Origin of the sequence: uncultured Martelella sp., from assembly GCF_963677965.2 — a bacterium.
In the GTDB taxonomy this organism is placed as follows: Bacteria; Pseudomonadota; Alphaproteobacteria; order Rhizobiales; family Rhizobiaceae; genus Martelella; species Martelella mangrovi.
Window position 1 is genome coordinate 192,428 of sequence record NZ_CAXXFM010000002.1, and the last position, 25,388, is coordinate 217,815.

The following is a 25,388-nucleotide window of genomic DNA, read 5'->3' on the forward strand; positions in this document are numbered from 1 at the left end:
ACGCGCTTTTAAAGCAGTTGGCCATAAAAAAATCCAAAGCCTGTGTTTGTCATTTAGCTGTCCGGGCACTACTCTTGACATAAACGAATTCCAGAAGCGTTTCGCCGTTGGCTGCGGCAGCAGGCGCTCAGGCAGGGTATGGATCAATCGTTATGAAAGCGCATATTGCCGCCGCATGTGTGGTTGCGGGATCGTTTACAGTTTCAGCGCAAGGCGCGCAGGCACAGGACCGGTGCTCCGATATTTCGATTGCGGAGCTGAACTGGTCGTCGGCAGGGCTTGCCGCATGGGTCGACCGGATCATCCTCGAGGCCGGGTTCGACTGTACGGTCTCCATGGTCCCGGGCGATACCGACAGCGCGGTGGAGACGATGATCGAAACCGGAAAGCCGGAGATCATTCCCGAATTCTGGTTCGAAAGCGCAACGCCTGCGCTGGATGAAGCCGTGGCTGAAAAACGGGCTGCCTTTGCCGCACCGCTCCTGAGCGAGGGTGGGGTGCAGGGCTGGTGGATACCGAAATTCCTTGCCGATGCGCACCCGGAGATCACCACGGCCCAGCGGGCGCTGAAGCACCCCGAGCTTTTCATGCCGGCCGAAGGCGGCGACAAGCCGGCGGTGTTCAACTGTCCCGTTGGCTGGGCCTGTCGGGTCTCGACGGAGAACCTGTTTCGCGCGCTCGATGGCGCCGACAAGGGGTTTGACCTGGTTGAGATGGAGTCGGGAACAGCCCTCGAACGCTCGGTCGCAAAGGCCTTTGAAGACGGGAAAGGCTGGCTTGGCTATTACTGGGCGCCAACCGCGCTTCTGGGCGAATACGACATGGTGAAGCTCAGCTTCGGCGTCGAATTCAGCAAGCAGGAATGGGACAGCTGCACGATCGTGGCCGATTGCGCCGACCCGAAGCTCAATGCCTATCCCGTCTCGGCCGTCTACACGCTGGTTTCCGGCGACTTCGCGATGGAGGGCGGCGATTTGATGGACTATTTCAACAACCGCTCATGGAGCAATGCCACCGTCAGCCAGGTGCTGGCCTGGATGAGCAATAATGACGCCGACAATGAAGGCGGCGCCCGCCATTTTCTGGAAACCTATCCGGATATCTGGAAGGCATGGCTGCCCGAAGATGTGGCGGACAAGGTCGCCCGGTCTCTTTAAGGCGTTGTCGCCAGCCAGGGCGCATCATTGCGAAACCGGCGGCAAAACGCTATATTGATGAAGCGCCGGAACATGGTTTGCGGCTTGGCGGAGGTGGTCTTCGCAAGTGCGCATCCGAAATGATCAGCAAGGCGGACGCCTCTTGTTCTACGAATCGTCCGCTTTCATTTCGGGGCCGTTTTCCGGTGCTTTTCATCGACAACAACGGATCGGGGCTCGAGTTTGCAGAATAGTGCAACAGCGCAAGGGGCGTGCCTGATCCTCGGTGGTGCCCGGTCGGGCAAGTCGGCGCAGGCGGAAAAGCTGGCAAGGGCGGAAAAGGGCGATCTTCATTATGTCGCCACGGCGCAGGCCCTCGATCCCGAAATGGAAACCCGGATTGCCCGTCACAGGGCAGAGCGCGGCAATGCCTGGCGGACCCATGAAGTGCCGCTCGCGCTTGTCGAATGTCTTGAAAGCCTGCGGGACGAACCGCGCCCGGTGGTGTTGATCGACTGCCTGACGCTGTGGGTGACCAATCTCATTCTGGGCGATCACGATGTCGGTAAGGCCGGTGAAAGGCTTGCGACCTTTGTTGCCGAATGTCCCTATCCACTGTTCATCGTTGCAAACGAGGTCGGGCTCGGCATTGTGCCCGACAATGCCCTGGCGCGCCGGTTTCGCGATGAGGCCGGATTGCTGAACCAGCGAATAGCGGCCGCCGCACAGACCGTGATCTTCATGGCGGCGGGTTTACCAATGCAGTTGAAGATTACATCATAAGCCACTGATAAATCGGGTTTTGATCGTCAAAAAATACCTTGGCGGCCATGGCCAGGCTGGAGATTGCCAGCAGCGGCCGAATGATCTTTGCGCCGCGTTTCATGGCGAGGTTCGAGCCGGTCTGGGCCCCGAGAAATTGGCCGACGCCCATGACGAGACCGATCTTCCACAATATCGCGCCACCCGCCAGGAAAACGACGAAGGCGCCGAGATTGGACGAGAGATTGAGCAGCTTGGTGCGCGCGGTCGCCTTCAGCATGCCCAGCCCGCCAAGGGTGACGAAGGCGAGCATGAAGAACGAGCCGGTGCCCGGCCCGAAAAGACCATCGTAAAACCCGATTGCCGGAACCACCAGACCGGCAAAGAGCGGCACAGAGAGCCGCTGGTGCCGGTCGGTATCGTCAAGCCCGCTGCGCAGCGCGAAATAAAGCCCGATGCCCGCCAGCAGGAAGGGCAGGGCCGCCAGCAGCACATCGCCGGAAATCACCGTTGCAAGTGCGGCGCCGACGGCACCGCCGGCAAAGGCGAGAAGCGCCATCGGCCATTGTGTCTTCGGGTCCACCCGGCCGCCGCGGGCATAGGAGATGGTTGCCGAGGTTGCGCCGAAAATGCCCTGCAGCTTGTTGGTGCCCAGCGTTTGCAGCGGCGGAATGCCGGCGATCAGCATGACGGGAATGGTGATCAGGCCGGCGCCGCCGGCAATGGAATCCACGAAACCGGCGACGAACGCCGCCGCGAACAGGATGAGCAGCAGCTCGAGACTGGCTTCAAACAAACGGATGAAACTCCAAAAAAGGCAGGCAGCAGGCGCCACCGGAGACTGTCAGCGTTTTCTTTTGCGCCCGGATCGTGTAGGCCGTTTTGCGGGCGGCGCTTCAGCCGGTTACGATCTTTCAAAAAGCAGGATTCGTTTTCATGCACAAGGTAATTTTCGACACGGACCCGGGTATCGACGATGCAATGGCATTGCTTTTCCTCGAGCGTCACCCCGACATCGAGCTTCTGGGTGTGACCTCCGTCTTCGGTAACGCATCGGCTGATACGACCACCCGCAATGCGCAGTTTCTGAGGCGTGAATTCGGAATTTCGGCGCCGGTGGTGCGTGGTGCCGATGAAACCTACGATCCGGCGCGCCCGATGGCCCCGTGGCCGGTTGTGGTGCATGGCGTCAACGGTCTCGGCGATATCGAAATGCCGGAAATCATCGACGATGTGCCGCTTGATTCGCGTCCCGCATGGCAGTTCATCATTGATACGGTCCGCGCCAATCCGGGCGAGGTCGAAATTGTCGCCGTTGGCCGGATGACCAATCTGGCGCTGGCGCTGGCCCACGATCCCGAAATTGCCGGTCTGGTCAAGCAGGTGGTGGTCATGGGCGGCGCATTCGAGTGCAACGGCAATGTGACGCCGGCGGCGGAAGCCAATATTCACGGTGATCCGGAAGCCGCCGATGCGGTTTTCACCGCGCCGTGGAAGGTCGTCATCATCGGTCTCGATGTTACTATCCAGACAGTGATGACCCGCACCACCATGAAGGATCTGGCGCGGCGCGGCGGCCCGGCTGTCGAGCTTCTGGCGAAGATTTCCGATCCCTACATCGATTTCTACAGCCAGCAGGTGGATGACGGCATGGTTGTCCATGACAGCTGCGCCTGCGTCTACGTCGTTGCGCCCGAACTCTTCGGTTTGCGCGCGGGAAGCGTGCGTGTCGTGTGCGGCGGCATTGCCGATGGCCTGACGCTGCAGAAACCCGCCGGACAGTTTTTCCCGCCAAGCCCGTGGGATGACAAGCCGGAACAGCAGGTTGCGATGACAATCGAAGCCGAAAAAGTCGTCGACCTGGTGGCTGCAACCCTGGCGCCCTGAGGAATGCGGGGCCTTCCGGCCAAACCGTTTACCTTACCGGTAGTCTCGCATTGATTGTAATTCCCGGTGCACGTAACCTGAGCGACAGGGGACAATGTATCGGGGATTATCATGCGCATCGTTTTCACTGCACTTCTGTTACTCCTTGTAACCGTATCTGCCGCCGATGCGGCGCGTAAATCCGGTGATGATATCTTTGAGCCGGGCAAGGTCGTTGCGGCCGTCAGCCTCAGGGACCAGACGATGAAAGTGATCATCGGCGGTCATGAGCGTTACCAGTGGCCGGTATCGACCGGGCGCGGACACTATGCCACGCCGCAGGGGATTTACGGCGCGGAATGGCTTTCGAAAAATCATCGTTCGCGCAAATACAACAACGCGCCGATGCCGTATGCGATCTTCTTCCACCATGGTTACGCCGTTCACGGAACCGACCAGCTTTCCCGGCTCGGCTCGCCGGCCTCGCATGGTTGCGTGCGGCTGCACCCGGATAACGCGGCGCTGTTGTTCGACCTTGCCCGCACCATGGGGCTCGACAATGTGACGGTCGTGATCGGCGACTGAGTTGCGATGCTTAAAAACCGCGTTCGGGAAGGGCCGGATGAACGGCAGTCCGTCAATCATCCCGTCCCGGCGGCGCTTTTGCCTGATACCGGCATGCTGGCGGCAGGGACGCGCAGATCAAATGGTATTTCGAAATTCCCGAATTGGCGCGGGCGTCTTGACGGCGGCGGTGGCAGCGGGCATAACGCGGCAATGAACACGGCCCTTTGCATTATCTGCACCATTATTCGCTAGCGTTTCGCTGGCCGGCCGTCCTTGTCCTGAAATCAAGCTGAAGACAGACGACCCGGCCGGGTCGCTGGCCTGTTGACGTGCAGCAAGACTGATTTCGGGAGACTGGACATGGGCGAAGCCCTGAAGCTCTATAATACACTGACGCGCGAAAAGCAGGTTTTCGAACCGATAGACCCTGAGAACGTGCGCATGTATGTCTGCGGGCCGACGGTCTATGACTTTGCCCATATCGGCAATGCCCGGCCGGTCATCGTCTTCGACGTGCTTTACCGCCTGCTGCGTCACGTCTATGGCGAGGAGCACGTCACTTATGTGCGCAACATCACCGATGTCGACGACAAGATCAACGCACGGGCCAGGCGCGACTATCCGGACCTGCCGCTGAACGAGGCGATCCGCAATGTGACGGAAAAGACCGCCGATCAGTTCCACAAGGACATCGCCGCACTCGGCGTTCTGCCGCCCACAATTGAGCCGCGGGCGACCGAGCATATCGACGGCATGGTGGCGATGATCCAGACGCTGATCGACAAGGGCAATGCCTATGTGGCCGAGGGTGCGGAAGGCAAGGAAGTGCTGTTCGACGTGCCATCCATGCCCGATTACGGCAGGCTGTCGCGCCGCAACCTCGAAGACCAGCAGGCGGGCGCGCGCATCGCCGTGGAAAGCCACAAGAAAAGTCCGGCCGATTTCGTGCTGTGGAAGGAAAGCGCGGCGGATGAACCCGGCTGGGACGGCGCCTTCACCGTCGACGGCGAAACCGCCGTCATCCACGGCAGGCCCGGCTGGCATATCGAATGCTCGGTGATGTCGGAACAGCATCTCGGTGAAACCTTCGACATCCACGGCGGCGGCCTCGACCTGATTTTCCCCCACCACGAAAACGAGATCGCCCAGTCCTGCTCGGCCCATGGCAACCACGTGATGGCCAATGTCTGGATGCATAACGGCTTCGTGCAGGTCGAAGGCCGCAAGATGGCCAAGTCCGAGGGCAACTTCTTCACCATCCACGAACTGCTGGAAACGGAAAATTTTGGCGGCCGCAAATGGCCGGGCGAGGTGCTGCGGCTGGCGATGCTGATGACGCACTACCGCGAGCCGATCGACTTTTCGGTGAAGCGGTTGGAGGAGGCAGAGCGCCTGCTTACGAAATGGTATCGCCAGCTTGATGAAGTGGACAATCTTCAACCTTCCGTTCCAAACACGCGTTTTATAAGTGCGCTCTGTAATGATTTGGATACGCCAAAAGCGTTCCAATTACTCTATACGCTATTTAGCTCCGATCAGATGGGTGTGTTGGAAGCTGGAGCGTCAGAGCTTGGATGGGACTTCTACGACCGAGAATGTGGTGCAGTTGCACTAGCATCCGCGAGGTTTGTAGGCCTCCTTTTACATTCGCCTGACGAATGGCTTCGGCGGAAGCAAGGTTTAGACGAAATTCAAGAAAAGATAGACGAACGCCTCGCCTTCATCCGCGAGAAAAACTGGGCCGAGGCAGATCGCATTCGCGATGAACTGGCATCTCAGGGCATTCAGCTAAAGGATTCAAAAGACAAGGAAACGGGCGAGCGTATCACGACATGGGAGGTAAAAAGATGAGTGAACGCATGATCGATCACATGGGGCTGCCGGTCGCTAACCTGAAGGCGGCGATGGCCTTCTATGAGAAAGCGCTGGCGCCGCTTTCGATGTCTGTCGCAATGAAATTCTCGATGGACGAAAGCGACCCCGAGCGTCTCGATGGCGTTGCCTTCGGCGCCGGAAAGCCGCTTTTCTGGCTTTCGCCCGGCGGGCCGGTCAAGCCGCCGCTGCATATTGCCTTTCGCGCCGAGACCCGCGCGGAAGTTCGGGCTTTCTATGATGCCGCACTTGCTGCCGGCGCCACCGACAACGGGCCGCCCGGCATTCGCCCGCACTACCACGCAACCTATTACGCCGCCTTCGTTCGCGACCCCGATGGAAACAATATCGAGGCCGTGTGCATGAAGCCCGAGAGCGAAGCATGACCAGCGCACCGACCTTTTCCGGCGGATGCCAGTGTGGCGCGGTGCGGTTTCGCGCCGGCCACCTCGGACGGCCGTCAATCTGCCATTGCCGCATGTGCCAGAAGGCGTTCGGCAGTTTCTTCGGCCCGCTGGTGTCCGCCGATATCGCGCATCTGACATGGACGCGCGGCAAGCCGAAGCTTTTCAGGTCGTCGGCAAAGATCCTGCGCGGCTTCTGCGAGCACTGCGGCACGCCGCTGACCTATCAGCACCCGAACGGCATCGAACTTGCCATCGGCGCGTTTGATGAACCGGAGCATTTCGAGCCGCGGGTTCAGGTCAATCATGAAAGCCGCTTGCCCTGGATCGACCATCTTTTCGAAAAGCCCGCACGCGAGCAGGCCCTTGAGGAAACCGACATCGTTTCCTTTCAGCACCCCGACCACGATACCGAAAAATGGCCGCCCGATGATGAGGCGGACGCCGGATAACAAGGCTGAATACGGCCGATTTCAGGGATGGAGACCCACGATATGGAAAAGCGCGAGCGCATCTATTTGTTCGACACCACGTTGCGCGACGGCCAGCAGACGCCGGGCATCGACTTTTCGGTCGAGGACAAGATCGCCATTGCCAACCTGCTGGATCAGGCCGGTATCGATTATGTCGAAGGGGGGTATCCGGGCGCCAACCCGACGGATAACGCTTTTTTCGCCGAAAAGCGGACCGAAAGCGCAAGGATGACCGCTTTCGGCATGACCAAGCGCGCCGGGGTTTCGGCCTCCAATGATCCGGGCCTTGCCGCGCTGATCGGCTCTCAAAGCGACGCGGTCTGTCTGGTCGCCAAGAGCTGGGATTATCATGTTTCCGTGGCGCTTGGCATTTCGAACGAAGAAAACCTTACCTGCATATCAGAAAGCGTTGCCGCTGTTGCCGCGTCCGGCAAGGAGGCGATGGTTGACTGCGAACATTTCTTCGACGGCTACAAGGCCAACCGGGACTATGCGCTGGCCTGCGCCAAAGCCGCTTATGATGCCGGCGCGCGCTGGGTGGTGCTGTGCGACACCAATGGCGGCACGCAGCCGGACGAGGTCGCCGAAATCATCGCCGATGTGATCGCCGCGGGCATTCCGGGGGCATGTCTCGGCATTCATGCGCACAACGATACCGGACAGGCGGTCGCCAATTCGCTTGCCGCGGTGCGTGCCGGGGTCCGGCAGGTTCAGGGCACGCTGAACGGCATCGGAGAGCGCTGCGGCAATGCCAATATCATCACTCTGGCCGCGACGCTTGCGCTCAAGGAACGCTACAGCGAACGCTATGCGCTTGGCCTCGATGAAGCCCGCCTTGCGGAACTGAGCGCGCTGTCCCATGGCTTTGACGAGTTGCTGAACCGTGCGCCCGATCCGCAGCTGCCTTACGTCGGCGCCTCGGCCTTTGCCACCAAGGCCGGTATTCATGCCTCCGCGCTTTTGAAGGACCCGCGCACCTATGAGCATGTGGCCCCGGAAAAGGTCGGCAACACGCGCAAGGTGATGGTCTCCGATCAGGGCGGAAAATCCAACTTCATCAACGAGTTGAACCGTCGCGGCATCACCGTCGCCAAGGATGATCCGCGTCTCGACAAGCTGATCGCCATCGTCAAGGAACGCGAATCCATGGGCTATGCCTATGAGGGAGCCGATGCCAGTTTCGAGCTTCTGGCGCTGCGTGAACTGGGGTCGGTTCCGCATTTCTTTCATGTCGACAGTTTTCGGGTGATGGTCGAGCGCCGCTATGACAGTCACGGCCGGATCAAGACTGTCTCGGAAGCGGTGGTGAAGCTTGAAATCGATGGCCGGCCGGTGATGTCCGTGTCGGAAGGCGATGGCCCCGTCAACGCGCTCGACAAGGCCTTTCGCAAGGACCTCGGCAAGTTCCAGTCCGAAATCGCCGATCTGAAGCTGGCCGACTACAAGGTGCGTATCCTCAACGGCGGCACGGAGGCGATCACGCGTGTCCTGATCGAGAGTATCGATGATGACGGCGTGCGCTGGTGGACCGTGGGCGTGTCGGAAAACATCATCGATGCCTCGTTCCAGGCGCTGATGGATTCCATCATCTTCAAGCTGATGAAGAACCGCCGGCTTGCAGGGCGTGTCGCCGCGGAATGATCGAATCCGTCCGGCATGCGGTGGCGCGACATTACCAGAATTGATGCGTGCTTCACCGAAACCGGGTGGCGTGCGCCGCCATCTGCCGGTATTGGCATCTGGTAACCAGATAGGACAATGCCATGTCGGCCGATGAGATTGATACAACCGTGACGCCACCGGCAGCAACTGTCGCCGACGGCGATACGGCCAAGGGCTTTTTGCTGGCGCTGACGGTGTTCTTGATGTGGGGCTTTCTGCCGCTCTATCTGAAACTGGTCGCCGACCTGCCGCCGATGGAGGTGCTGGCCCACCGCATCATCTGGTCCGTGCCCTTCGCCGGCGCGATTGTCGGGCTGGCGGGGCAGGGTGGAGAAATCCGCGCGGCGTGCCGGAAACCGAAAGTTCTGACGATTGTCGGGCTCAGCAGCGTCTTCATCTGTGTCAACTGGGGCACCTATATCTGGGCCGTCAGCAATCACCACACGGTCGATGCCGCCCTTGGCTATTTCATCAATCCGCTGTTTTCGGTCGCGCTGGCGGCGGTGATCCTGCGGGAGCGGCTTTCGCGGCCCCAGCTTGTGGCAATCGCGCTGGCGGTCGTTGCCGTGACCATTCTGGCGGTCGAGGTCGGTAGCCTGCCTGTGGTGGCGCTGTTGTTGCCGTTTTCCTTCGGCATGTATGCCTTCCTACACAAGATCGTGCCGATTGGCGGCAATCCGGGGTTCACGCTGGAAGCGCTGATCATGAGCCTGCCGGCGGCGGTCTACATCATCTGGCTGGAAATCAGCGGCAATGGCCACTTCCTGGAGACGCCGATGACGACGTTTCTGCTGGTCGGCTGCGGGGCGGTCACCGCCATTCCGCTGATGATTTATGCCAATGCCGCCAAACTGCTGAAACTGTCGACCATCGGCATCATGCAGTATGTCGCGCCGAGCCTGATTTTCCTGATCGCCGTGTTTGTGTTTCACGAGCCGCTGGAGCTGTCAAAGCTGATCGCTTTCATGCTGATCTGGACAGCCCTTGCCATCTACACCACGTCGATGTTCCGCGCGCGCCGCCGGTCGTCGTCAAGATAACGTGCCGGGACCGAAAAATCCCAAATGACGCCCCAACAGGGTGACTGTCTGATCAGGCGTTATTTTCGACTGCGCATTTTGCCAGCGGGTTTCAGGGCCGCTGGCTGTGGTTTCAGGCAGCGGCTTCTTCGTCCAGTTGATTGGCGCGGATGAAGGCAGGTCGGACGACCAGTTTTTCGGCGTAGTCCTGAAATGAGGCGCGCGTCTCAACCATATTGAACTTCATGCCCCAGATGACGTGGGAGCCGACATAGACATCTGCGGCAGTAAAGTGATCGCCGGTGATATAGGGGCTTTCCGAGAGCCGCATGTCGAGCGTGTCCATGACGTGTTCGAATGTGCCGTAGCCGACGGCGCGCTCGCGGTCTGCCGGCACGACGAACCCGAACGCCCTGTTGACGGTTGCCGCCTCCAGAGGGCCGGCGGCGAAGAAAAGCCAGCGGTAATAGGACGCGCGATCGTCAACTGCCGGAGCCAGGGCGGCTTCAGGAAAGACATCGGCGAGATAGGCGCAGATCGCGGCGCATTCCGTCACCACCCTGCCATCATGTACGATTGCCGGGACCTTTCCCATCGGATTGATCGCCAGATAGTCCTCAGACTTCATCGTGTCGTTATAGGTCAGGATGTGCGTCTCGTAATCTGCGCCGGTTTCCTCCAGCATCCAGCGGATCATGCGGCCGCGCGATTGTGGATTAGTGTAGAAATCAAGCTGCCTCAAGGCGAATCCTCCGAATTTTGTTCCTGTTGTGTTCCTATTGCATCCTTGCCGGCAAGTGTAAACCCAATTCCTCTATCCCATAAAAAACCCGGCGCGAAGGCCGGGTTCTTCTATACCGAACTGTGTCTGCCTCAGGCGGCCATGGCCTTCTGCAGGTTCTCGTCAATCTTGTCGAGGAAGGCGGTGGTCGACAGCCACGGCTGGTCGGGGCCGATCAGCAGCGCCAGATCCTTGGTCATGTGGCCGCTTTCGACGGTGTCGATGCAGACCTTTTCAAGCGTGAGAGCAAATTCGGTCAGCTCTTCATTGCCGTCGAGCTTGCCGCGATGGGCAAGGCCGCGCGTCCAGGCGAAGATCGAGGCGATCGAGTTGGTCGAGGTTTCCTGACCCTTCTGGTGCTGACGGTAGTGACGGGTCACCGTGCCGTGTGCGGCTTCGGCTTCAACCGTCTGGCCATCCGGCGTCATCAGAACCGAGGTCATCAGGCCGAGCGAGCCGAAGCCCTGGGCAACGATGTCGGACTGGACGTCGCCGTCATAGTTCTTGCAGGCCCAGACATAACCGCCCGACCATTTCAGGGCGGAAGCGACCATGTCGTCGATCAGGCGGTGTTCGTACCAGATCTTCTTGGCTTCGAACTGATCCTTGAATTCGGCGTCGAAGACTTCCTGGAACAGATCCTTGAAGCGGCCGTCATAGGCTTTCAGGATGGTGTTCTTGGTCGACAGATAGCAGGGAACGCCGCGCTGAAGCGAATAGTTGAACGAAGCGCGGGCGAAATCGCGGATCGAATCATCAAGGTTGTACATCGCCATGGCAACGCCGGAAGAGGGGGCGTCGTAGACTTCGTGCTCGATTTCCTGGCCGTCATCGCCGACGAACTTGATCGACAGCTTGCCCTTGCCGGGGAACTTGAAATCGGTCGCGCGATACTGGTCGCCGAAAGCGTGACGGCCGACGATGATCGGCTGGGTCCAGCCGGGAACCAGACGCGGCACGTTCTGCATGATGATCGGTTCGCGGAAGATGACGCCGCCGAGAATGTTGCGGATCGTGCCATTGGGCGAACGCCACATCTTCTTCAGGTCGAATTCCTCAACGCGGGCTTCATCCGGCGTGATGGTTGCGCATTTGATGCCGACGCCGTGCTTCTTGATGGCGTTGGCGGCGTCAACGGTAACCTGATCGTCGGTGGCGTCGCGGTTCTGGACCGAAAGGTCGTAATATTCGATCGGCAGATCGAGATACGGGAAAATCAGCTTTTCCTTGATGAACTGCCAGATGATGCGTGTCATTTCATCGCCGTCGAGATCGACAACCGGGTTTGCCACCTTGATCTTCGTCATTATCCATCCTCGTCTAGCGGGGCGCACGGTTGCCCCCGATGTTTCATTAAGCCACGAGGGCTATAGCATTGCGATGCCGGTGAAAAAAGGCGTTCACGCGCTAAACTTTGGTAAAAAGCGGTCGATTTTTCCGACCACCGGAGATCGGGGCGCGCAAAGCCCGGGCCCGCAATTCATCAATTTGCCGCAGTTTGGGAACATGCGCCCGCCACCTGACGCCGTGGCGTTGCAGTCGAAACCATCAAAAGTAGAAATGTAACAATTGTTTTTAAAATAACACATGTTACAAAAGGTCGAAAACTCAGCCGTGAAGGGCCGTGACAATGCCGGAACTCAGCCAGATTGAACTATCGCTTTTGCGCCTGATCCGCGAAGACCCCTTTGCCGGACAGCAGGAAATGGCGCATCGGCTTGGCATTTCGCGCCCGGCCGTGGCCGCCCATGTCATGCGGCTTACCGAGCGGGGCCATATACTGGGCCGTGGTTATGTGCTGCCGCAGGAAGGGAGGATCGTGGCGATCGGCGGCGCCGTGATCGACCGCAAATATCACGCGCGGGCACCGCTGATCGCAGGCACCTCGAACCCTGTCGAGGGCACGCGCAGCTTTGGCGGCGTTGCCCGCAATGTTGCGGAAAATCTGGCGCTTCTCGGCGCTTCGACCGGGTTCGTGTCCGCTGTCGGCACGGACGAGAGCGGGCGTGACCTGCTGCGTCATCTGCGCGAACGCGGCGTCGATACCGCTCATGTGCTGTCGCTTCCCGATCAACGCACGGCCGAATATGCGGCCATTCTGGAGCCGGGCGGTGATCTTGCCTATGGCATCGCCGATATGGCGATTTTCGACGCGCTGACACCGGAAATGATGGATAGCGTATGGCCGGCCGTTGCATCCGCCAGTCTGGTGTTTGCCGATTGCAACCTGCCTGCGGCAACGCTGGCGGCGCTGATCGAAAAGCGGCCGCGCAGTCGGTTTTCGCTGGCGGTCGATGCGGTTTCCACACCCAAGGTCGCCCGCTTGCCCCGTGAGCTGAAGGGGATCGACCTGCTGTTCATGAATTTCGACGAAGCCTGCGCCTGGAATGATTGCGATTTTACACGTGATATCAACGGAATGATGGGCGCGGCAAATGCGCTGCATGAAGCAGGCGCTGCAGCCGTTGTTCTGTCCTGCGGCACGCTCGGCGTCGTGGTTCACACCAAGGATACTGTCTGTCATGTGCCGGTTGTCGAGGCCAAACCTGTCGACATGACCGGCGCCGGCGATGCGATGATTGCCGGAACGCTCAATTTCTATTCCCGGAACGACACGCTTGTCGAGGCGGTGCGCAAGGGCGCGCTGATCGGCTCGCTGACGACCGAAACGCCGGCCAGCGTCCATCCGGAACTGTCCACCGATTTCGTCGAAGCCTGTCTGCACAGGCTCGGCCCATCCGTTACCAATGGAGATCATCTTGTCAGAAATTGAAATCATCAAAAGCGGCGAAGTCGAAACCGCTCTTGCCGGCGGAAAACCGGTCGTCGCGCTGGAATCCACCATCATCACCCATGGTATGCCCTATCCGGCAAACCTTGAAACCGCGCTGGCGGTCGAGGCGGTGGTGCGCGAAAACGGTGCGGTGCCTGCCACCATTGCCGTCATTGACGGCAAGCTGCATGCCGGTCTGGACGCAGACGTCATCGAGCGCCTGGCGAAGGTCGAAGACGGCGTCGTCAAGGCGTCCGGCCGCGATCTCGCCGTTGCGATGGTCAAGGGGCAGACGGCCGGCACGACCGTTTCGGCCACGATGAAGATTGCCGCCCTTGCCGGTATTCCGATCTTCGCCACCGGCGGTGTCGGCGGCGTGCACCGCGGCGCTGAGCAGACCTTCGATATTTCCGCCGATCTGACGGAATTGGGCCATACCGCCGTGACGGTTGTCTGTGCGGGGGTGAAGTCGATCCTCGATATTCCCAAGACGCTTGAATATCTCGAAACCCAGCGGGTGCCGGTCATGGCTTATCGCAGCGATGATTTTCCGGCGTTCTTCACGCGCTCCAGCGGGTATACGGCCGATCATCGCATGGACCGCGCCGAGGATATCGCCAGCGCCATGCTGCTGCATGATGCACTTGGCACCGGAACCGGTATTCTCGTTGCCAATCCTGTTCCCGAAGCCGATGCGCTGACCCACGAATTCATCGACGGCACCATTGCCGATGCGCTGCGTGAGGCCGAGGAAAAGGCGATTACCCGCAAGGAGCTGACGCCCTTCCTTTTGGCGCGCATCAACGAGCTTTCGGGCGGCAAAAGCCTTGAGGCCAATATCGCGCTGGTGAAAAACAATGCCGCGCTTGCCGCGCAGGTGGCCGTTGCCCGGGTGGCGATGACGGATTGACAACCCGCATTGCGTTCGGCGCCTGCACAGCGTTATCCTCGCGGCCAACACAGGGAGTGCATGATGAGTGAGACCTTTCCCGCTTTGCTGATTCGCGACAAGGACAATGCGAAGGCAGAGCTGACGGAACTCAGTCGATCCGACCTGCCGGACCTGCCTGTTCTCGTGCGGGTCGACTATTCGAGCCTCAACTACAAGGACGGGCTGGCGGTCAGCGGAAAGGGGCGTATCGCGCGGCGCTTTCCGATGGTGCCCGGCATCGACATCGCCGGTACGGTGATCGAGTCGGATGCCGACGCCTTCAAGCCCGGCGATAAGGTAATCGCCAACGGTCATGGCATGTCGGAGACCGCGTGGGGTGCCTACAGCGCCTTTCAGCGGGTCAAGCCGGAATGGCTGATGCCGCAGCCGGAGCAGTTCACCCAGAAACAGGCGATGGCAATCGGCACGGCCGGTTATACGGCCGCCCTTTGCGTCAACCAGTTGCTTGCCTGGGGGACGGTTTCCGTTGACGAGGGCAGCGTGCTGGTGACAGGGGCGGCGGGTGGCGTCGGCTCTTATGCCGTGGCCTTGCTGTCTTCTCTCGGGTTCAGCGTTACGGCCTCGACCGGCAGGCCGGAAACCCATGCCTATCTGCGCCAGCTCGGCGCCAGCAATTTCATCGACCGTAAGGAGCTTTCAGAGGCCGGCAAGCCGATCCAGGCGGAACGGTGGAGCGGTGCGGTCGACAGCGTCGGCTCGACGACGCTCGCCAATGTGCTGGCGCAAACGGTGTATGGCGGCGCGGTGACGGCCTGCGGGCTGGCCGGCGGCGCGGATCTGCCGGCAACGGTGATACCGCATATCCTCAGATCGGTTGCGCTGATCGGGGTCGATTCGGTGATGGCGCCGCTCAAGCGCCGTGAAGCGGCGTGGCGCCTGCTGCAGGCGCAGCTGACGCCCGAACAAATCGATCTGGCGACGGAAGGCGAGGTCGGGCTTGCGGAACTGCCGGAAGCTGCCGAGGCCATTCTGGCGGGGCGTATTCGCGGACGCATGGTTGTGAAAGTCGCCTGACTGGTCAGGTCTTTTCCAGTTCGGCCGTCTTCACGACAAGGCTCTCGTCTTCTGTCTCCTTCAGAAAACGGGCGAAATAGCGCGTGAGCTTCGGTATCTTGATCAATTCGTCGATCGAATATTTGTGTGCGTCACGAACCAGGCTGGACGGGTTGAAATAGGCTTCGGCGTTTTCAGGCGTGAGAACAAAGGGCGGCTTGCCTTCGCGCCCGAGAATATAGCTCATGACCAGCGCGCCAGTCCGGTGATTGCCCTCGATGAAAAGCTGCGGGCGGCTCAGCGCCCGGACGTAAATGCCGGCAGCCCGTTTGCGCACACCCTTGCCCGTGTGGCGCTGATACCAGTCGACCAGTCCGCCGATGTCGCCGTTATGGCGATCGTAGAAATGCGATTCGGTGCGCTCGATGTGATGCCGGAATTCTGCTCTGCTTTTTGCTGACGAGCCGCACAGGACGATATGGTTGAGCTCGAGCAGGTGGTGAAATTCGCCGAGTTTGAGGATATCGGTTCCGTCATTCAGGAGACGGTCGACATAGGCATATCCTTCCATCATGTGTTCGATGATGGAATCGGGCATGCTTTCGCGACGCATCGTCAGGAGCATGTTGATGCGTTCGAACTGGCGCTGTGTGTCACGCAGTTTGGCTTCGATCTTCTCAAGGTCGAGGCTGTGTCTGAACATCAAACTCTTTCTGTTGCGTTCCAAGGCCGGCGCGGTTGGCGCATTATACCAAAAGGGCGGCTTTTGGGAAAAGCCGCCCGAAAACGCTGCGATGGTTCGTTTGAGCCTTAGCTGAACTCGCCCGAAAGATATTCCTTCGTGAGGTTTTCCTTCGGGTTTTCGAAAATCTGCTTGGTGTCGCCGACTTCGACGAGGAAACCGGTGCGGCCGCCCTGCGACATGTCGACGGAGAAGAATGCCGTCTTGTCGGCAACGCGGATCGCCTGCTGCATGTTGTGGGTCACGATCGCGACCGTGTAGTCCTTCTTCAGCTCCAGCATCAGTTCCTCGATCTGGCGCGTGGCGATCGGGTCGAGCGCGGAGCAGGGCTCGTCCATCAACAGAACCGTCGGCTCGGTGGCAATCGCACGCGCGATGCACAGGCGCTGCTGCTGGCCGCCGGAAAGCGACAGGCCATTCTGCTTCAGCTTGTCCTTGACCTCGTTCCAGAGCGCAGCGCGGCGCAGCGCCTTTTCGACGCGGCCGGAAATGTCGCCCTTGAAGCCGTTGAGGCGCAGGCCGAAGGCAACGTTTTCAAAGATGCTCATCGAAAACGGGTTCGGCTGCTGGAACACCATGCCGATATGGCGGCGCACGACCACCGGGTCGACATTCTTGCCGTAGACGTCCTGGCCCAGGAAACGCACATGCCCTTCAAGGCGGAAGATCGGGATCAGGTCGTTCATGCGGTTGAGAGAACGCAGCACCGTCGACTTGCCACAGCCCGACGGGCCGATGAAGCCCGTGATCTTGCCTTTTTCGATATCGACGGCGGCGTCGCGCACGGCCAGGAAATCGCCGTAGTAGATCTTGTCGATGTTCGCGCCGATGGCAACATCGCCGTGCTGCTGTGCGGCCGCGGCCTCAATCTTGTTCATTTCCATTTCCGTAGACATGATAATCGACCTTTTTCTCCTACACGCGGCGAGTGCCGAACGAGCGACTGAGAATGTTGAAGACAAGCACGATCAGAACCAGAACAAGAGAGGCTGTCCATGCAAGTTCAATCTGGTTTTCATAGGGCATTGCCGAGAAGTTATAGATCAAAATCGACAATGATGCTGTCGGCTCGGTAAAGCTCCCGATCCAGTAATTCGAAAAAAGCGCCGTAAACAGCAGCGGGGCCGATTCACCGGACGCGCCCGCCACTGCAAGCATTACACCGGTCATAACACCTGGAAGGGCGGTCGGCAAAACAATTTTGGTCGCGACCTGTGTTGAATTGCAGCCCATTCCGTAGGCGGCATCCTTCATCCGCTGGGGCACCATCCGGAAGGCCTGTTCGGCCGTCAGAAGCACGGTCGGCAGCATCAGGATCGACAGCGAAACACCGCCGGCAATCGCCGAATAGGTCTTCATCACCACCACCAGCCAGGCATAGACGAAGACACCGGAAAGGATCGATGGAAATCCGGTCAGGACCTTGCCGACGAAACGGATCAGCGCAGATATCTTGCCGTCGGGGTTGATAAGCCCGGTATAAAGGCCGCCGAGAACGCCGACCGGGATCGAGATCAGCGATGCAATCGCAACCATGACCAGTGTGCCGACGATGGCGTTGCCAATGCCGCCGCCCTGTTCGAAGGGGGCAGGCGGAAGCTCGGTGAAGATTGCCGCCGAGAGCCGCAATCCGCCACGGCTGATCAGCATCCACAGAACCGAGATCAGCGGGATGGCGGCGATGCCGGCCAGCACCCACAGGATCACGGTCTGGATGAAGTTCATCAGCGTGCGGCGCTCGCCGAAGGAAAAGCTGAGATTGGGGTCGCCGAGGGCGACCACTTCGGGGTTCATCGTTGTCTGGTCCGTCGTGCTCATGATCTGATCATCCTCAGGTGACGGTCTGGCGGGAGGTATAATTCATGATGATCGTGCCGATGATATTGACGGCCATGGTGATCACCAGAAGAACAACGGCGGCATACATGAGCGGGCCGATCTGGTTGGCGCCGGCTTCCGGGAAGGTGGAGGCGAGCAGCGAGGCCAGCGTGGTGGCCGGCGAAAACAGCGACAGCGTGACGTGCTGGGCGTTGCCGATCAGCATCGCCAGCGCCATGGTTTCGCCGAGCGCCCGGCCGAAACCGAGAACCAGCGAGGCGAAGATGCCGCCGGACGCCGTCGGGATGATCACCTTGCGGATCGCTTCCCACTTGGTCGTGCCCATGCCATAGGCCGCTTCCTGGATCTTCATCGGGATTGCCTTGAAGGCATCCTGGGAGATCGCCGCAACGGTCGGCAGGATCATGATCGACAGCACGATCATGGCCGGAAACATGCCGGGGCCTGCAAGCTTGGTCGAAAAGAACGGGATGAAGGACAGGGTATCGTGCAGCCAGTTGGCGACCGGGCGGATTGCCGGGATCAGAACGTAGATGCCCCAGAGGCCGTAAACCACCGAAGGGATGGCGGCAAGCATCTCGACGATCAGCCGGAAAACCCAGGCCAGGCGCGCGTTCAGAAAACCCTGTGTCAGAAAGATCGCAACCGCAATGCCGAGGACGCCGCCGAAAAGCAGAGCCAGAAGCGAGGAATAAAGCGTACCCCAGATTTCGGCGAGGATACCGTATTCATTGGTATTGGGGTTCCAGACAACGGTCGTCAGAAAGCCCAGGCCATATTCGCGCATGGCGGGGGCAGCCTGTGCGCCGAGCTTCCAGAAGATATAGACCAGAAGCAGGATGGTCAGAACGCCGGCTGCCAGCGTCAGGATACGAAAGGATTTGTCGTAACCGTATTCGAAAGCGGTCGGCGGTCTCGAAACACTGCCGTCTTCAGGCAATGTGTTTTTCGTGTTGTCGGCCATCAAGCGGGCTCCTACTGGCGAAGATCGGGGCTATCCCGGTGATCTTGTCGTTGGCGCAAGCGCAAACGGATCCTGAACTGAGAAAGCCGGGGCGCATGACAATACGCCCCGGCACAAGACAGCGTGCTGTCTCGATTACTTGATTTCTTCCATCGACTTGCGATCAAGTTCGATGACGTTTTCCGGAAGCGGGATGTAGCCGAGCTTGTCGGACATTTCCTGACCGGTGGTCAGGCCGTAGTCGACCATCTTCTTCAGGGCAGCAACGGTATCGGCGTCCTGGCCTTCCTTGTAGAAGAGCAGCCAGGTGAACGTCGAAATCGGGTAAGCCTGTTCACCCTTGGGGTCGGTGATGAAAGCGCGGTTGTTGTCGTCGAATTCGGCGGAAGCCAGAGCGGCCTTACCAGCATCGGCGCCAGCGCTTACGTAGTTGCCGGCCTGGTTTTCAAGCATGGCGTAAGGCGTGTTGGTCTGCTTGGCATAGCCGTATTCGATGTAGCCGATCGCGCCGGGCGTCTGCTTGATCGTGGCGGTGATGCCCTGGTTGCCCGGAGCGGCGATGAAGTTCGAAGCCTTCGGCCACGGAACGGTCTTGCCGGCGCCGACAGTGCTTTCGAAATCGGAGCTGATGGCGGCCAGATGATTGGTGAAGTTGAAGCTCGTGCCCGAAGAATCGGCGCGAACAACAACCGTGATGTCTTCGTCGGGCAGGTCGACGCCGTCATTGGCGGCTGCGATGGCCGGATCGTTCCACTTGGTGACTTCGCCAAGGAAGATCTTCGGGTAAACATCGCGCGGCAGCTTCAGGTCGGAAACGCCATCAAGATTGAAGGCGAGAACAACTTCGCCGGCCGTCATCGGCAGAAGCACGACGCCGCCGTCGATCTTGGCGATTTCCTCATCGTCCATGGCCGCATCGGAAGCAGCAAAGTCGACGACGCCATTGGTGAAGTCTTCGATACCGGCGCCGGAACCCTTCGACTGGTAGTTGACTTCAATACCGGTCTTCTGGCCAAAATCCTTAAACCAGGCCGAGTAGAGCGGGAAGGGGAAAGAGGCGCCGGAGCCCGTCAGCTGAACGTCCTGAGCCTGTGCGACAGTGCCGGACACCAGCATGGCGGTTGCAACGGCTGCGACCTTAGCGCCCTTGGAGAAATTTCCGATTTTCATCAGATAGCCCTTTTGAGGTTTGGTTGAAAACGGAAGTCCTATAACAACGAAATAATTCCAAGCATAGCATGTTGTAAAAAATTCATATTCGCGTGGATATCCTGCATTTTCTTTAAAAAAAGTGTCACACAACAGTCATAAAACTGTCATAAACAAAATCGACTTGACGCAGTATTTGGCGTTTCTGGTTTTTTGCCTTTCCCGACTGTCCCCCATTTCCCCGCAGCCGCGCTTTGGATACGATGGGCAAAGGGTTCGCATCGCCTGCTTGACATAGCGCAAGGCGAATGCGCAGCCGCCCTCTAATTTCGCCGCTGGCCGGAAGCGCTTTGCCGGCGGCCATCCAGAACGTCGCTTACAGATCCGCCTATGCAACAGGAGACGCAATGACTGAAACAGGCACCCCGGCCCGGCATGCAGAGGGGCCGCATGAGGATACCGTGGCTGAACTGCTCCTGCGGCAAAGGGCGCTGGAAAAGACAGCGCTGATAGCGCTGGAGGCGGGACGTATCCTCATGGAAACCGGTGCGAAGTCGGCCGTCGTTCGCGAAGGGGTTCGCAAGGTTGCGCTGGGGCTGGGCGTCACAAGCGTCGATATCCGGGTCGGTTTCGCCTCGATTGCGACCACGGTGGGCGATGGCGTGTGTACCTCGACCCATATGGCCGGGGTCGGGCATCATGGCGTGAACATGCGGATCAATCATCGCGTTCGCGAAATCTGTGCCGAGGTCGGCAGAGGGGGAATGACCCCGCAGGCGGTCGAGGACAAGCTTTCAAAGGCCCAGCGCGACACGCTGAAACATCATAAGGCGCTCAATGTGTTTGCCGCCGGGCTTGCCTGCGCGGCGTTCGGCCGGCTTCTGGGCGCGGATGCGCCGGCCTTTGTGACAACGCTGATCGCCAGCATGGTCGGCCAGTATATCCGGCTCGTTCTGCTCGAGCGCCATTATAATGCCTTCGTCGTCACGGCCACGGTGGCGTTTGCCGCTGCCGTGCTTTCCGGTCTCGGGGCGATGGCCATGGGCAGCACCATGATCGATACCTCGATGAGTGCTGCGGTGCTGATGCTGGTTCCGGGCGTGCCGTCGATGAATGCGCAGACCGATATCATGGAAGGATTTCCAACGCTCGGCAGCGCGCGCTTCGTGACCGTCGCAATGATTCTCGTATTCATTACGCTGGGGGTCGGTGCGGCCCATATCGTGCTTGGCGGCGGATTGCAGGATGCCCCGAAATCCGCACCCAACATTGCCCATCATGCGTTTTTCGGCGCGGTTGCTGCGGCAGGTTTCGGGGTGCTGTTCAATTTCGGCTATCGCAATCTCGGCTGGGCTGCTCTGGCCGGCGCGCTGGCGCTGGCGGTGCGGACTTTGTGCATGCTGCACGGCTGGCCGCTAGAGGCGGCATCCTTTGCCGCAGCCGTTGCCGTGGCGCTGGTGGTCGAGCTTTCCTACAACACACCGTTTCCGGTCCGGCGCGTGGGCAATGCCATTGCGGTTGCCGGTTGCATTCCCATGGTGCCGGGCAGTGCGGCGGCCCACTGGATCATCGGCCTCCTGGAAATCACGGTCCAGCCGCTCGAAAAATCCGACATGATGCTGGCCGCCACCACAAGTGCCGGGCTGCAGGTGATCTTCACAGTTGGCGCGATCGGTGCAGGGCTTACCATGATCTCCTCGACATTCCGCAGGCCGGAATTTCCAACGCGCGATCACGAGGATTAAGATCCGGTCGAAGTGCAACGCAATACGGTCATTGTTTTGTCGATTGATCGTGTTTTCGCGCAGGCTCATCAACACGTGACGGAGGCGTCATGAATCCGTTCGTCATTATCGTTGGGGCCGTGTGCCTGCCGCTTGTCGCGTCGGTGATACTGGCCTGTGTGAGCCGGTGGATGTGGGCCGCTGCCGCCATGATCATCACCGCCATGCCGCTTCAGCTTCTGGGGTTCACCGGTACGTGTACGCAGGGCGCGGATGGGACATTCATCACAGGCAGCATTCTGTCGGCGCCGCTGTTGTTCATCGCGATCTGTTTCATCCTGTGGGCATCGTTCAAACGCACGGCAGCCCGGAGCACCGGCATTTTCGCGGCGGCTTTATCGCTGATTCTGCTTGCCCTGACGCGGAATGCCTGGCTGGGCGCTGTTTTATACGGATCTCCCTGCGGGGCGGACTATCTTCACGCCAGCGGTGCGGAGGGACTGCTCATCATTCTCGGCGGCTATCTGGCATTGCCGCTTCTTGTCACGGCCTGTGGGGTCTGGAGCGCCAGTAGGGCCTGACCGAAAAGTCGGAGACGGACTTTTCGTCAAACCCTGTAGGCAATCACAGCTTTGCCTGTCCCTCCGCCGTCATTCCGGCCCTGAGCCGGAACCCATTAAGCGAAAGTCCTTGCGCGCAAAGACTCTTTCTGGAAGCGCACAGCAAGCGGCCGTGGATACCGGCTCAAGGCCGGTATGACGAAAGAACGCGGGACGAGCTTTGTCAACAAACTAAGGCCCGCAGGGAAGCGGGCCTTTGCGTTGTTGTCTCTGGCGTGGTCTCAGCGCAGGTTGGTTTTGGTTAACTGCACCAGTTCGTCGCCGCGTCCATTCAGGATGGCCCGCATCATGTACAGGCTGAAGCCCTTGGCCTGTTCCATGGTGATCTGCGGCGGCATGGCCAGTTCCTGCTTGGCGGTCATCACATCCACAAGCACCGGACCGGGCGTGGCCAGCGCCTCGTCGAGGGCCGCCGACAACTGGCTGGCGTCTTCGACATGAATGCCCTTCATGCCTGCCGCATCGGCAATGCGGGCAAAATCGGGGCTGCTCAGATCGGTCGAATCGGAAATATAGCCGCCGGCCTTCATCTCCATCGCCACGAAGCCGAGCGTGCGGTTATGGAACACCACGATCTTGATCGGCAGATCGAGCTGGGTGACCGAAAGAACATCGCCCATCAACATCGAAAAGCCGCCATCGCCACACATGGCGATCACCTGCCGGTCGCGGTCGATGGCCTGTGCGCCGATGGCCTGTGACAGCGCATTGGCCATGGAGCCGTGCGAGAACGATCCGATCAGGCGGCGTTTGCCGTTCATGCCCACATAGCGTGCGGCCCAAACTGTCGGGGTGCCGACATCGCAGGTGAAAACGGCATCGTCACTGGCCTTTTCGCTGAGCAGCCGGGCGACATATTGCGGATGAATTTGCTCCTTCGCACTCTTTTCCGTTGCCAGCGCATCAAGGCCTTCACGCGCCTTTTTGTAATGCTTGATGGCGTTGTCGAGAAACCGGCTGCTGCGGCCCTTTTTGAGCTTGGGCAGAAGTGCCTGGATGGTCGAGCCGACATCGCCGAGAATGCCGAGATCGACCTGGGTGTGGGCGCCGAGCGCTTCGGCACGGGTATCGACCTGGGCGATCTTGGCCTCGGCGGGATAAAAGGCGCGATAGGGAAAGGCGGAACCCAGAATCAGCAGCGTATCGGCCGACCCCATGGCGTGATAACCCGAGGAAAACCCGATCAGGCCAGTCATGCCGACATCGAATCTGTTGTCATATTCGATAAATTCCTTGCCGCGCATGGCATGAACCATGGGCGATTGCAGCGCCTCGGCAAGGGCCAAAACGTCCTCGCGCGCACCGGCGCAGCCGGCACCGCACAAAAGCGTGATGTTGCTGCCATTGTTGAGCAGTTCGGCCAGGGCATCGATTTCCGCCTCGGGCGGCACCACGGCCGGCTGGCGCGGGGCGTTCCAGCGGATCGCGGTATCGCCGGGCATTTCCTTCAGGGCGACGTCGCCCGGCAGCACGATCACGGCGACGCCTTTTTTGGCAATGGCCGTGCGCATGGCGACTTCCAGCACATAGGGCATCTGTTCCGGCGTGGAAACCAGTTCGCAATAGACACTGCATTCGCGGAAGATTTCCTGCGGATGGGTCTCCTGAAAATAGCCGCTGCCGATTTCGGAGGAGGGGATGTGGGCGGCGATTGCGAGAACCGGCACATGATTGCGGTTGCAGTCATAAAGACCGTTGATGAGATGCAGATTGCCGGGACCGCAAGACCCCGCGCAGACCGCCAGTTCGCCGGTGACATGGGCTTCCGCGCCGGCAGCGAAGGCTGCGGCTTCCTCATGGCGGGTACCCATCCATTCCAGCGTCTTCAGGCGGCCGATGCTGTCGCTGAGCCCGTTCAGCGAATCGCCGGTGACCCCCCAGATCCGCTTGACGCCGGCCTCACCGAGATAGCGGGCGATGTAATGTGCGATACTCTCTGCCATGGTTATGCTCTTTTCGTTATCTGGCGCCTGGGATACTTGCCAGTCCGGCAGAGTGCGCCTGCTTCAGCCGGAAACCGTTTCCGAAGCTCCATCGCCGCGCAGGAACAGATCACGCAGTTCTGAAAAGAACGCCGGAGACGAGAAAAAGCTTACCAACAGGCTGAAAAGAGGGGAAGCCCCGGCAGACCGTTTCGGGTACGCGAAAGCGGCCTGCGGCGCGGGGCGTGACAATATTTTACGATGGACGCCGGATATTTGGCAAAATCGGCGATTGTTTCCTCAGTCGTCGTCGCAGTAGAACAGGCCAAGGGCCATGTCGTCGCATTCCGGCGGGCCGGGTTTGCATGACAATGTCGGGCAGGCATTGGTGTCGCTGGTCGGCACCACACGCTGTACCGCATGACCGCCCTGGGCGAAACAGACAGCCGGGCTGCTGACATAGCGATCGTAAAGTGTGCGCCCGCTGCCGCTGGGAGCGGGATAGCGCAGGATCGCCGCACCCTGACTGGCAAGGATGCCGTGCACCTGGTTACAGGTCATATTCTGAATGTCGTAACGATTGATCGGCTCTTGCGCTGACGCTGTGCCGGCTGCAAGCATGAGCACGGCCGATGCGAGTATGAGCTTCTTCATGGTCTACCCAAGGCCCCTGAGGGCTCCTCCATGGACTTCGTATTCGTCAATACCATAAGGAGATGTGCAACACCATGACGCAACCTGCTGAAACAGATGCAAAAATACGTGAAATCCTGGGCTCCGTCCGGCGGATTGCCCTGGTTGGGGCGTCGCCCAAGCCCGAGCGGCCGAGTAACCGGGTCATGGGGTTCCTGCTCGCACGGGGCTATGACGTGGTTCCGGTCAATCCGGGTCTGGCCGGCAGAAGCATTCACGGCCAGACGGTCTATGGCAGCCTTGCGGAAATACCGGGCGCTATCGATATGGTCGATATTTTTCGGGCCTCCGAATATGTCGGCGGCGTGGTAGACGAAGCGCTTGCGCTCGCGCCGAAACCGGCGGTGATCTGGATGCAGCTCGACATTATCGATGAGGATGCGGCGCGAAAGGCAGAGGCAATGGGGCTGAAAGTGGTGATGGACCGCTGCCCGGCGATCGAATATCCGCGTCTCATGCAGGCGGGATGACGGCG

General features: G+C 59.8%; 26 protein-coding genes. 16 read left to right on the forward strand and 10 right to left on the reverse strand.

Features of this window, described 5'->3' with window-relative positions; all coding sequences use genetic code 11:
- Window positions 1–152 precede the first annotated feature (152 nt).
- On the forward strand, window positions 153–1,157 hold the full coding sequence (locus ACHZCU_RS18215; protein ID WP_319519978.1) for a glycine betaine ABC transporter substrate-binding protein: 1,005 nt from the start codon (window positions 153–155) through the stop codon (window positions 1,155–1,157).
- 222 nt (window positions 1,158–1,379) lie between these two features.
- On the forward strand, window positions 1,380–1,919 hold the full coding sequence (gene cobU / locus ACHZCU_RS18220; protein WP_319519979.1) for a bifunctional adenosylcobinamide kinase/adenosylcobinamide-phosphate guanylyltransferase: 540 nt from the start codon (window positions 1,380–1,382) through the stop codon (window positions 1,917–1,919).
- Here cobU and ACHZCU_RS18225 read toward each other — a convergent pair.
- Window positions 1,909–2,694: a TSUP family transporter gene (locus tag ACHZCU_RS18225; RefSeq protein ID WP_319519980.1), complete on the reverse strand. Its 786-nt coding sequence runs from the start codon at window positions 2,692–2,694 to the stop codon at window positions 1,909–1,911. The two genes, cobU and ACHZCU_RS18225, sit on opposite strands and share 11 nt — an antisense overlap.
- 140 nt (window positions 2,695–2,834) lie before the next feature.
- On the opposite strand from ACHZCU_RS18225, the gene ACHZCU_RS18230 reads away from it, so the two are divergent.
- The 7 genes from ACHZCU_RS18230 (at window position 2,835) to rarD (ending at window position 9,782) form a co-directional block, all read left to right on the forward strand.
- A complete protein-coding gene (locus tag ACHZCU_RS18230) occupies window positions 2,835–3,785 on the forward strand; it encodes a nucleoside hydrolase (protein WP_319519981.1) in 951 nt (316 codons plus the stop codon).
- A 111-nt stretch (window positions 3,786–3,896) separates the two neighbouring features.
- Window positions 3,897–4,349, forward strand: a complete 453-nt coding sequence (locus tag ACHZCU_RS18235) for a L,D-transpeptidase (protein WP_319519982.1) — start codon at window positions 3,897–3,899, stop codon at window positions 4,347–4,349.
- A 342-nt stretch (window positions 4,350–4,691) separates the two neighbouring features.
- Window positions 4,692–6,182 carry a cysteine--tRNA ligase gene (gene cysS, locus ACHZCU_RS18240; protein ID WP_319519983.1) on the forward strand — a complete coding sequence of 497 codons (1,491 nt, stop codon included), beginning with the start codon at window positions 4,692–4,694 and terminating at the stop codon, window positions 6,180–6,182.
- Window positions 6,179–6,589, forward strand: coding sequence for a VOC family protein (locus ACHZCU_RS18245; protein ID WP_319519984.1), 411 nt, complete (start codon window positions 6,179–6,181; stop codon window positions 6,587–6,589). The genes cysS and ACHZCU_RS18245 overlap by 4 nt, the downstream gene beginning before the upstream one ends.
- On the forward strand, window positions 6,586–7,059 hold the full coding sequence (locus ACHZCU_RS18250) for a GFA family protein (RefSeq protein WP_319519985.1): 474 nt from the start codon (window positions 6,586–6,588) through the stop codon (window positions 7,057–7,059). The genes ACHZCU_RS18245 and ACHZCU_RS18250 overlap by 4 nt, the downstream gene beginning before the upstream one ends.
- 42 nt (window positions 7,060–7,101) lie before the next feature.
- Complete coding sequence (gene cimA / locus ACHZCU_RS18255) at window positions 7,102–8,721, forward strand: citramalate synthase (protein ID WP_319519986.1); 1,620 nt, start codon at window positions 7,102–7,104, stop codon at window positions 8,719–8,721.
- A 122-nt stretch (window positions 8,722–8,843) separates the two neighbouring features.
- Window positions 8,844–9,782, forward strand: coding sequence for an EamA family transporter RarD (gene rarD, locus ACHZCU_RS18260; protein WP_319519987.1), 939 nt, complete (start codon window positions 8,844–8,846; stop codon window positions 9,780–9,782).
- A gap of 112 nt (window positions 9,783–9,894) precedes the next feature.
- Here rarD and ACHZCU_RS18265 read toward each other — a convergent pair whose 3' ends face one another.
- Window positions 9,895–10,503, reverse strand: coding sequence for a glutathione S-transferase family protein (locus tag ACHZCU_RS18265; RefSeq protein WP_319519988.1), 609 nt, complete (start codon window positions 10,501–10,503; stop codon window positions 9,895–9,897).
- Window positions 10,504–10,634: 131 nt separating this feature from the next.
- On the reverse strand, window positions 10,635–11,849 hold the full coding sequence (locus ACHZCU_RS18270) for an NADP-dependent isocitrate dehydrogenase (protein WP_319519989.1): 1,215 nt from the start codon (window positions 11,847–11,849) through the stop codon (window positions 10,635–10,637).
- On the opposite strand from ACHZCU_RS18270, the gene ACHZCU_RS18275 reads away from it, so the two are divergent.
- The 4 genes from ACHZCU_RS18275 to ACHZCU_RS18290 all read left to right on the forward strand — a co-directional run bounded on the left by ACHZCU_RS18275 (window position 11,836) and on the right by ACHZCU_RS18290 (window position 15,281).
- Window positions 11,836–12,108, forward strand: a complete 273-nt coding sequence (locus ACHZCU_RS18275; protein WP_319519990.1) for a hypothetical protein — start codon at window positions 11,836–11,838, stop codon at window positions 12,106–12,108. The two genes, ACHZCU_RS18270 and ACHZCU_RS18275, sit on opposite strands and share 14 nt — an antisense overlap.
- 64 nt (window positions 12,109–12,172) lie before the next feature.
- A complete protein-coding gene (locus ACHZCU_RS18280; RefSeq protein ID WP_319519991.1) occupies window positions 12,173–13,315 on the forward strand; it encodes a carbohydrate kinase in 1,143 nt (380 codons plus the stop codon).
- Entirely contained in the window at window positions 13,290–14,225 is a 936-nt protein-coding gene (locus ACHZCU_RS18285; RefSeq protein ID WP_394706135.1) for a pseudouridine-5'-phosphate glycosidase, read from the forward strand. The genes ACHZCU_RS18280 and ACHZCU_RS18285 overlap by 26 nt, the downstream gene beginning before the upstream one ends.
- Window positions 14,226–14,288: 63 nt before the next feature.
- A complete protein-coding gene (locus ACHZCU_RS18290; protein WP_319519992.1) occupies window positions 14,289–15,281 on the forward strand; it encodes an MDR family oxidoreductase in 993 nt (330 codons plus the stop codon).
- Between the two features lie 4 nt (window positions 15,282–15,285).
- On the opposite strand, the gene ACHZCU_RS18295 is transcribed toward ACHZCU_RS18290, so the two are convergent.
- The 5 genes from ACHZCU_RS18295 to pstS all read right to left on the reverse strand — a co-directional run bounded on the left by ACHZCU_RS18295 (window position 15,286) and on the right by pstS (window position 19,975).
- Entirely contained in the window at window positions 15,286–15,963 is a 678-nt protein-coding gene (locus tag ACHZCU_RS18295) for a hypothetical protein (protein ID WP_319519993.1), read from the reverse strand.
- 107 nt (window positions 15,964–16,070) lie between these two features.
- A complete protein-coding gene (gene pstB / locus ACHZCU_RS18300) occupies window positions 16,071–16,880 on the reverse strand; it encodes a phosphate ABC transporter ATP-binding protein PstB (RefSeq protein ID WP_319519994.1) in 810 nt (269 codons plus the stop codon).
- A gap of 37 nt (window positions 16,881–16,917) precedes the next feature.
- Window positions 16,918–17,820 carry a phosphate ABC transporter permease PstA gene (gene pstA / locus ACHZCU_RS18305; protein WP_319519995.1) on the reverse strand — a complete coding sequence of 301 codons (903 nt, stop codon included), beginning with the start codon at window positions 17,818–17,820 and terminating at the stop codon, window positions 16,918–16,920.
- A 13-nt stretch (window positions 17,821–17,833) separates the two neighbouring features.
- On the reverse strand, window positions 17,834–18,805 hold the full coding sequence (gene pstC, locus ACHZCU_RS18310) for a phosphate ABC transporter permease subunit PstC (protein WP_319519996.1): 972 nt from the start codon (window positions 18,803–18,805) through the stop codon (window positions 17,834–17,836).
- A gap of 135 nt (window positions 18,806–18,940) precedes the next feature.
- Window positions 18,941–19,975, reverse strand: coding sequence for a phosphate ABC transporter substrate-binding protein PstS (gene pstS, locus ACHZCU_RS18315; RefSeq protein ID WP_106311202.1), 1,035 nt, complete (start codon window positions 19,973–19,975; stop codon window positions 18,941–18,943).
- Window positions 19,976–20,361: 386 nt separating this feature from the next.
- Here pstS and ACHZCU_RS18320 point away from each other — a divergent pair, with 386 nt between their 5' ends.
- A complete protein-coding gene (locus ACHZCU_RS18320; RefSeq protein ID WP_227023785.1) occupies window positions 20,362–21,699 on the forward strand; it encodes a threonine/serine exporter family protein in 1,338 nt (445 codons plus the stop codon).
- 89 nt (window positions 21,700–21,788) lie between these two features.
- Window positions 21,789–22,259, forward strand: coding sequence for a hypothetical protein (locus ACHZCU_RS18325; RefSeq protein ID WP_319519997.1), 471 nt, complete (start codon window positions 21,789–21,791; stop codon window positions 22,257–22,259).
- Window positions 22,260–22,519: 260 nt separating this feature from the next.
- Here the strand turns inward: ACHZCU_RS18325 and poxB are convergent, their stop codons facing one another.
- Both poxB and ACHZCU_RS18335 read right to left on the reverse strand, forming a co-directional pair.
- Window positions 22,520–24,241, reverse strand: coding sequence for a ubiquinone-dependent pyruvate dehydrogenase (gene poxB / locus ACHZCU_RS18330; protein WP_319519998.1), 1,722 nt, complete (start codon window positions 24,239–24,241; stop codon window positions 22,520–22,522).
- Between the two features lie 279 nt (window positions 24,242–24,520).
- Window positions 24,521–24,874 carry a hypothetical protein gene (locus tag ACHZCU_RS18335; RefSeq protein WP_319519999.1) on the reverse strand — a complete coding sequence of 118 codons (354 nt, stop codon included), beginning with the start codon at window positions 24,872–24,874 and terminating at the stop codon, window positions 24,521–24,523.
- Window positions 24,875–24,948: 74 nt separating this feature from the next.
- Between ACHZCU_RS18335 and ACHZCU_RS18340 the strand changes: the two genes are divergently transcribed.
- Window positions 24,949–25,383, forward strand: coding sequence for a CoA-binding protein (locus ACHZCU_RS18340; protein WP_319520000.1), 435 nt, complete (start codon window positions 24,949–24,951; stop codon window positions 25,381–25,383).
- Window positions 25,384–25,388: the final 5 nt, after the last annotated feature.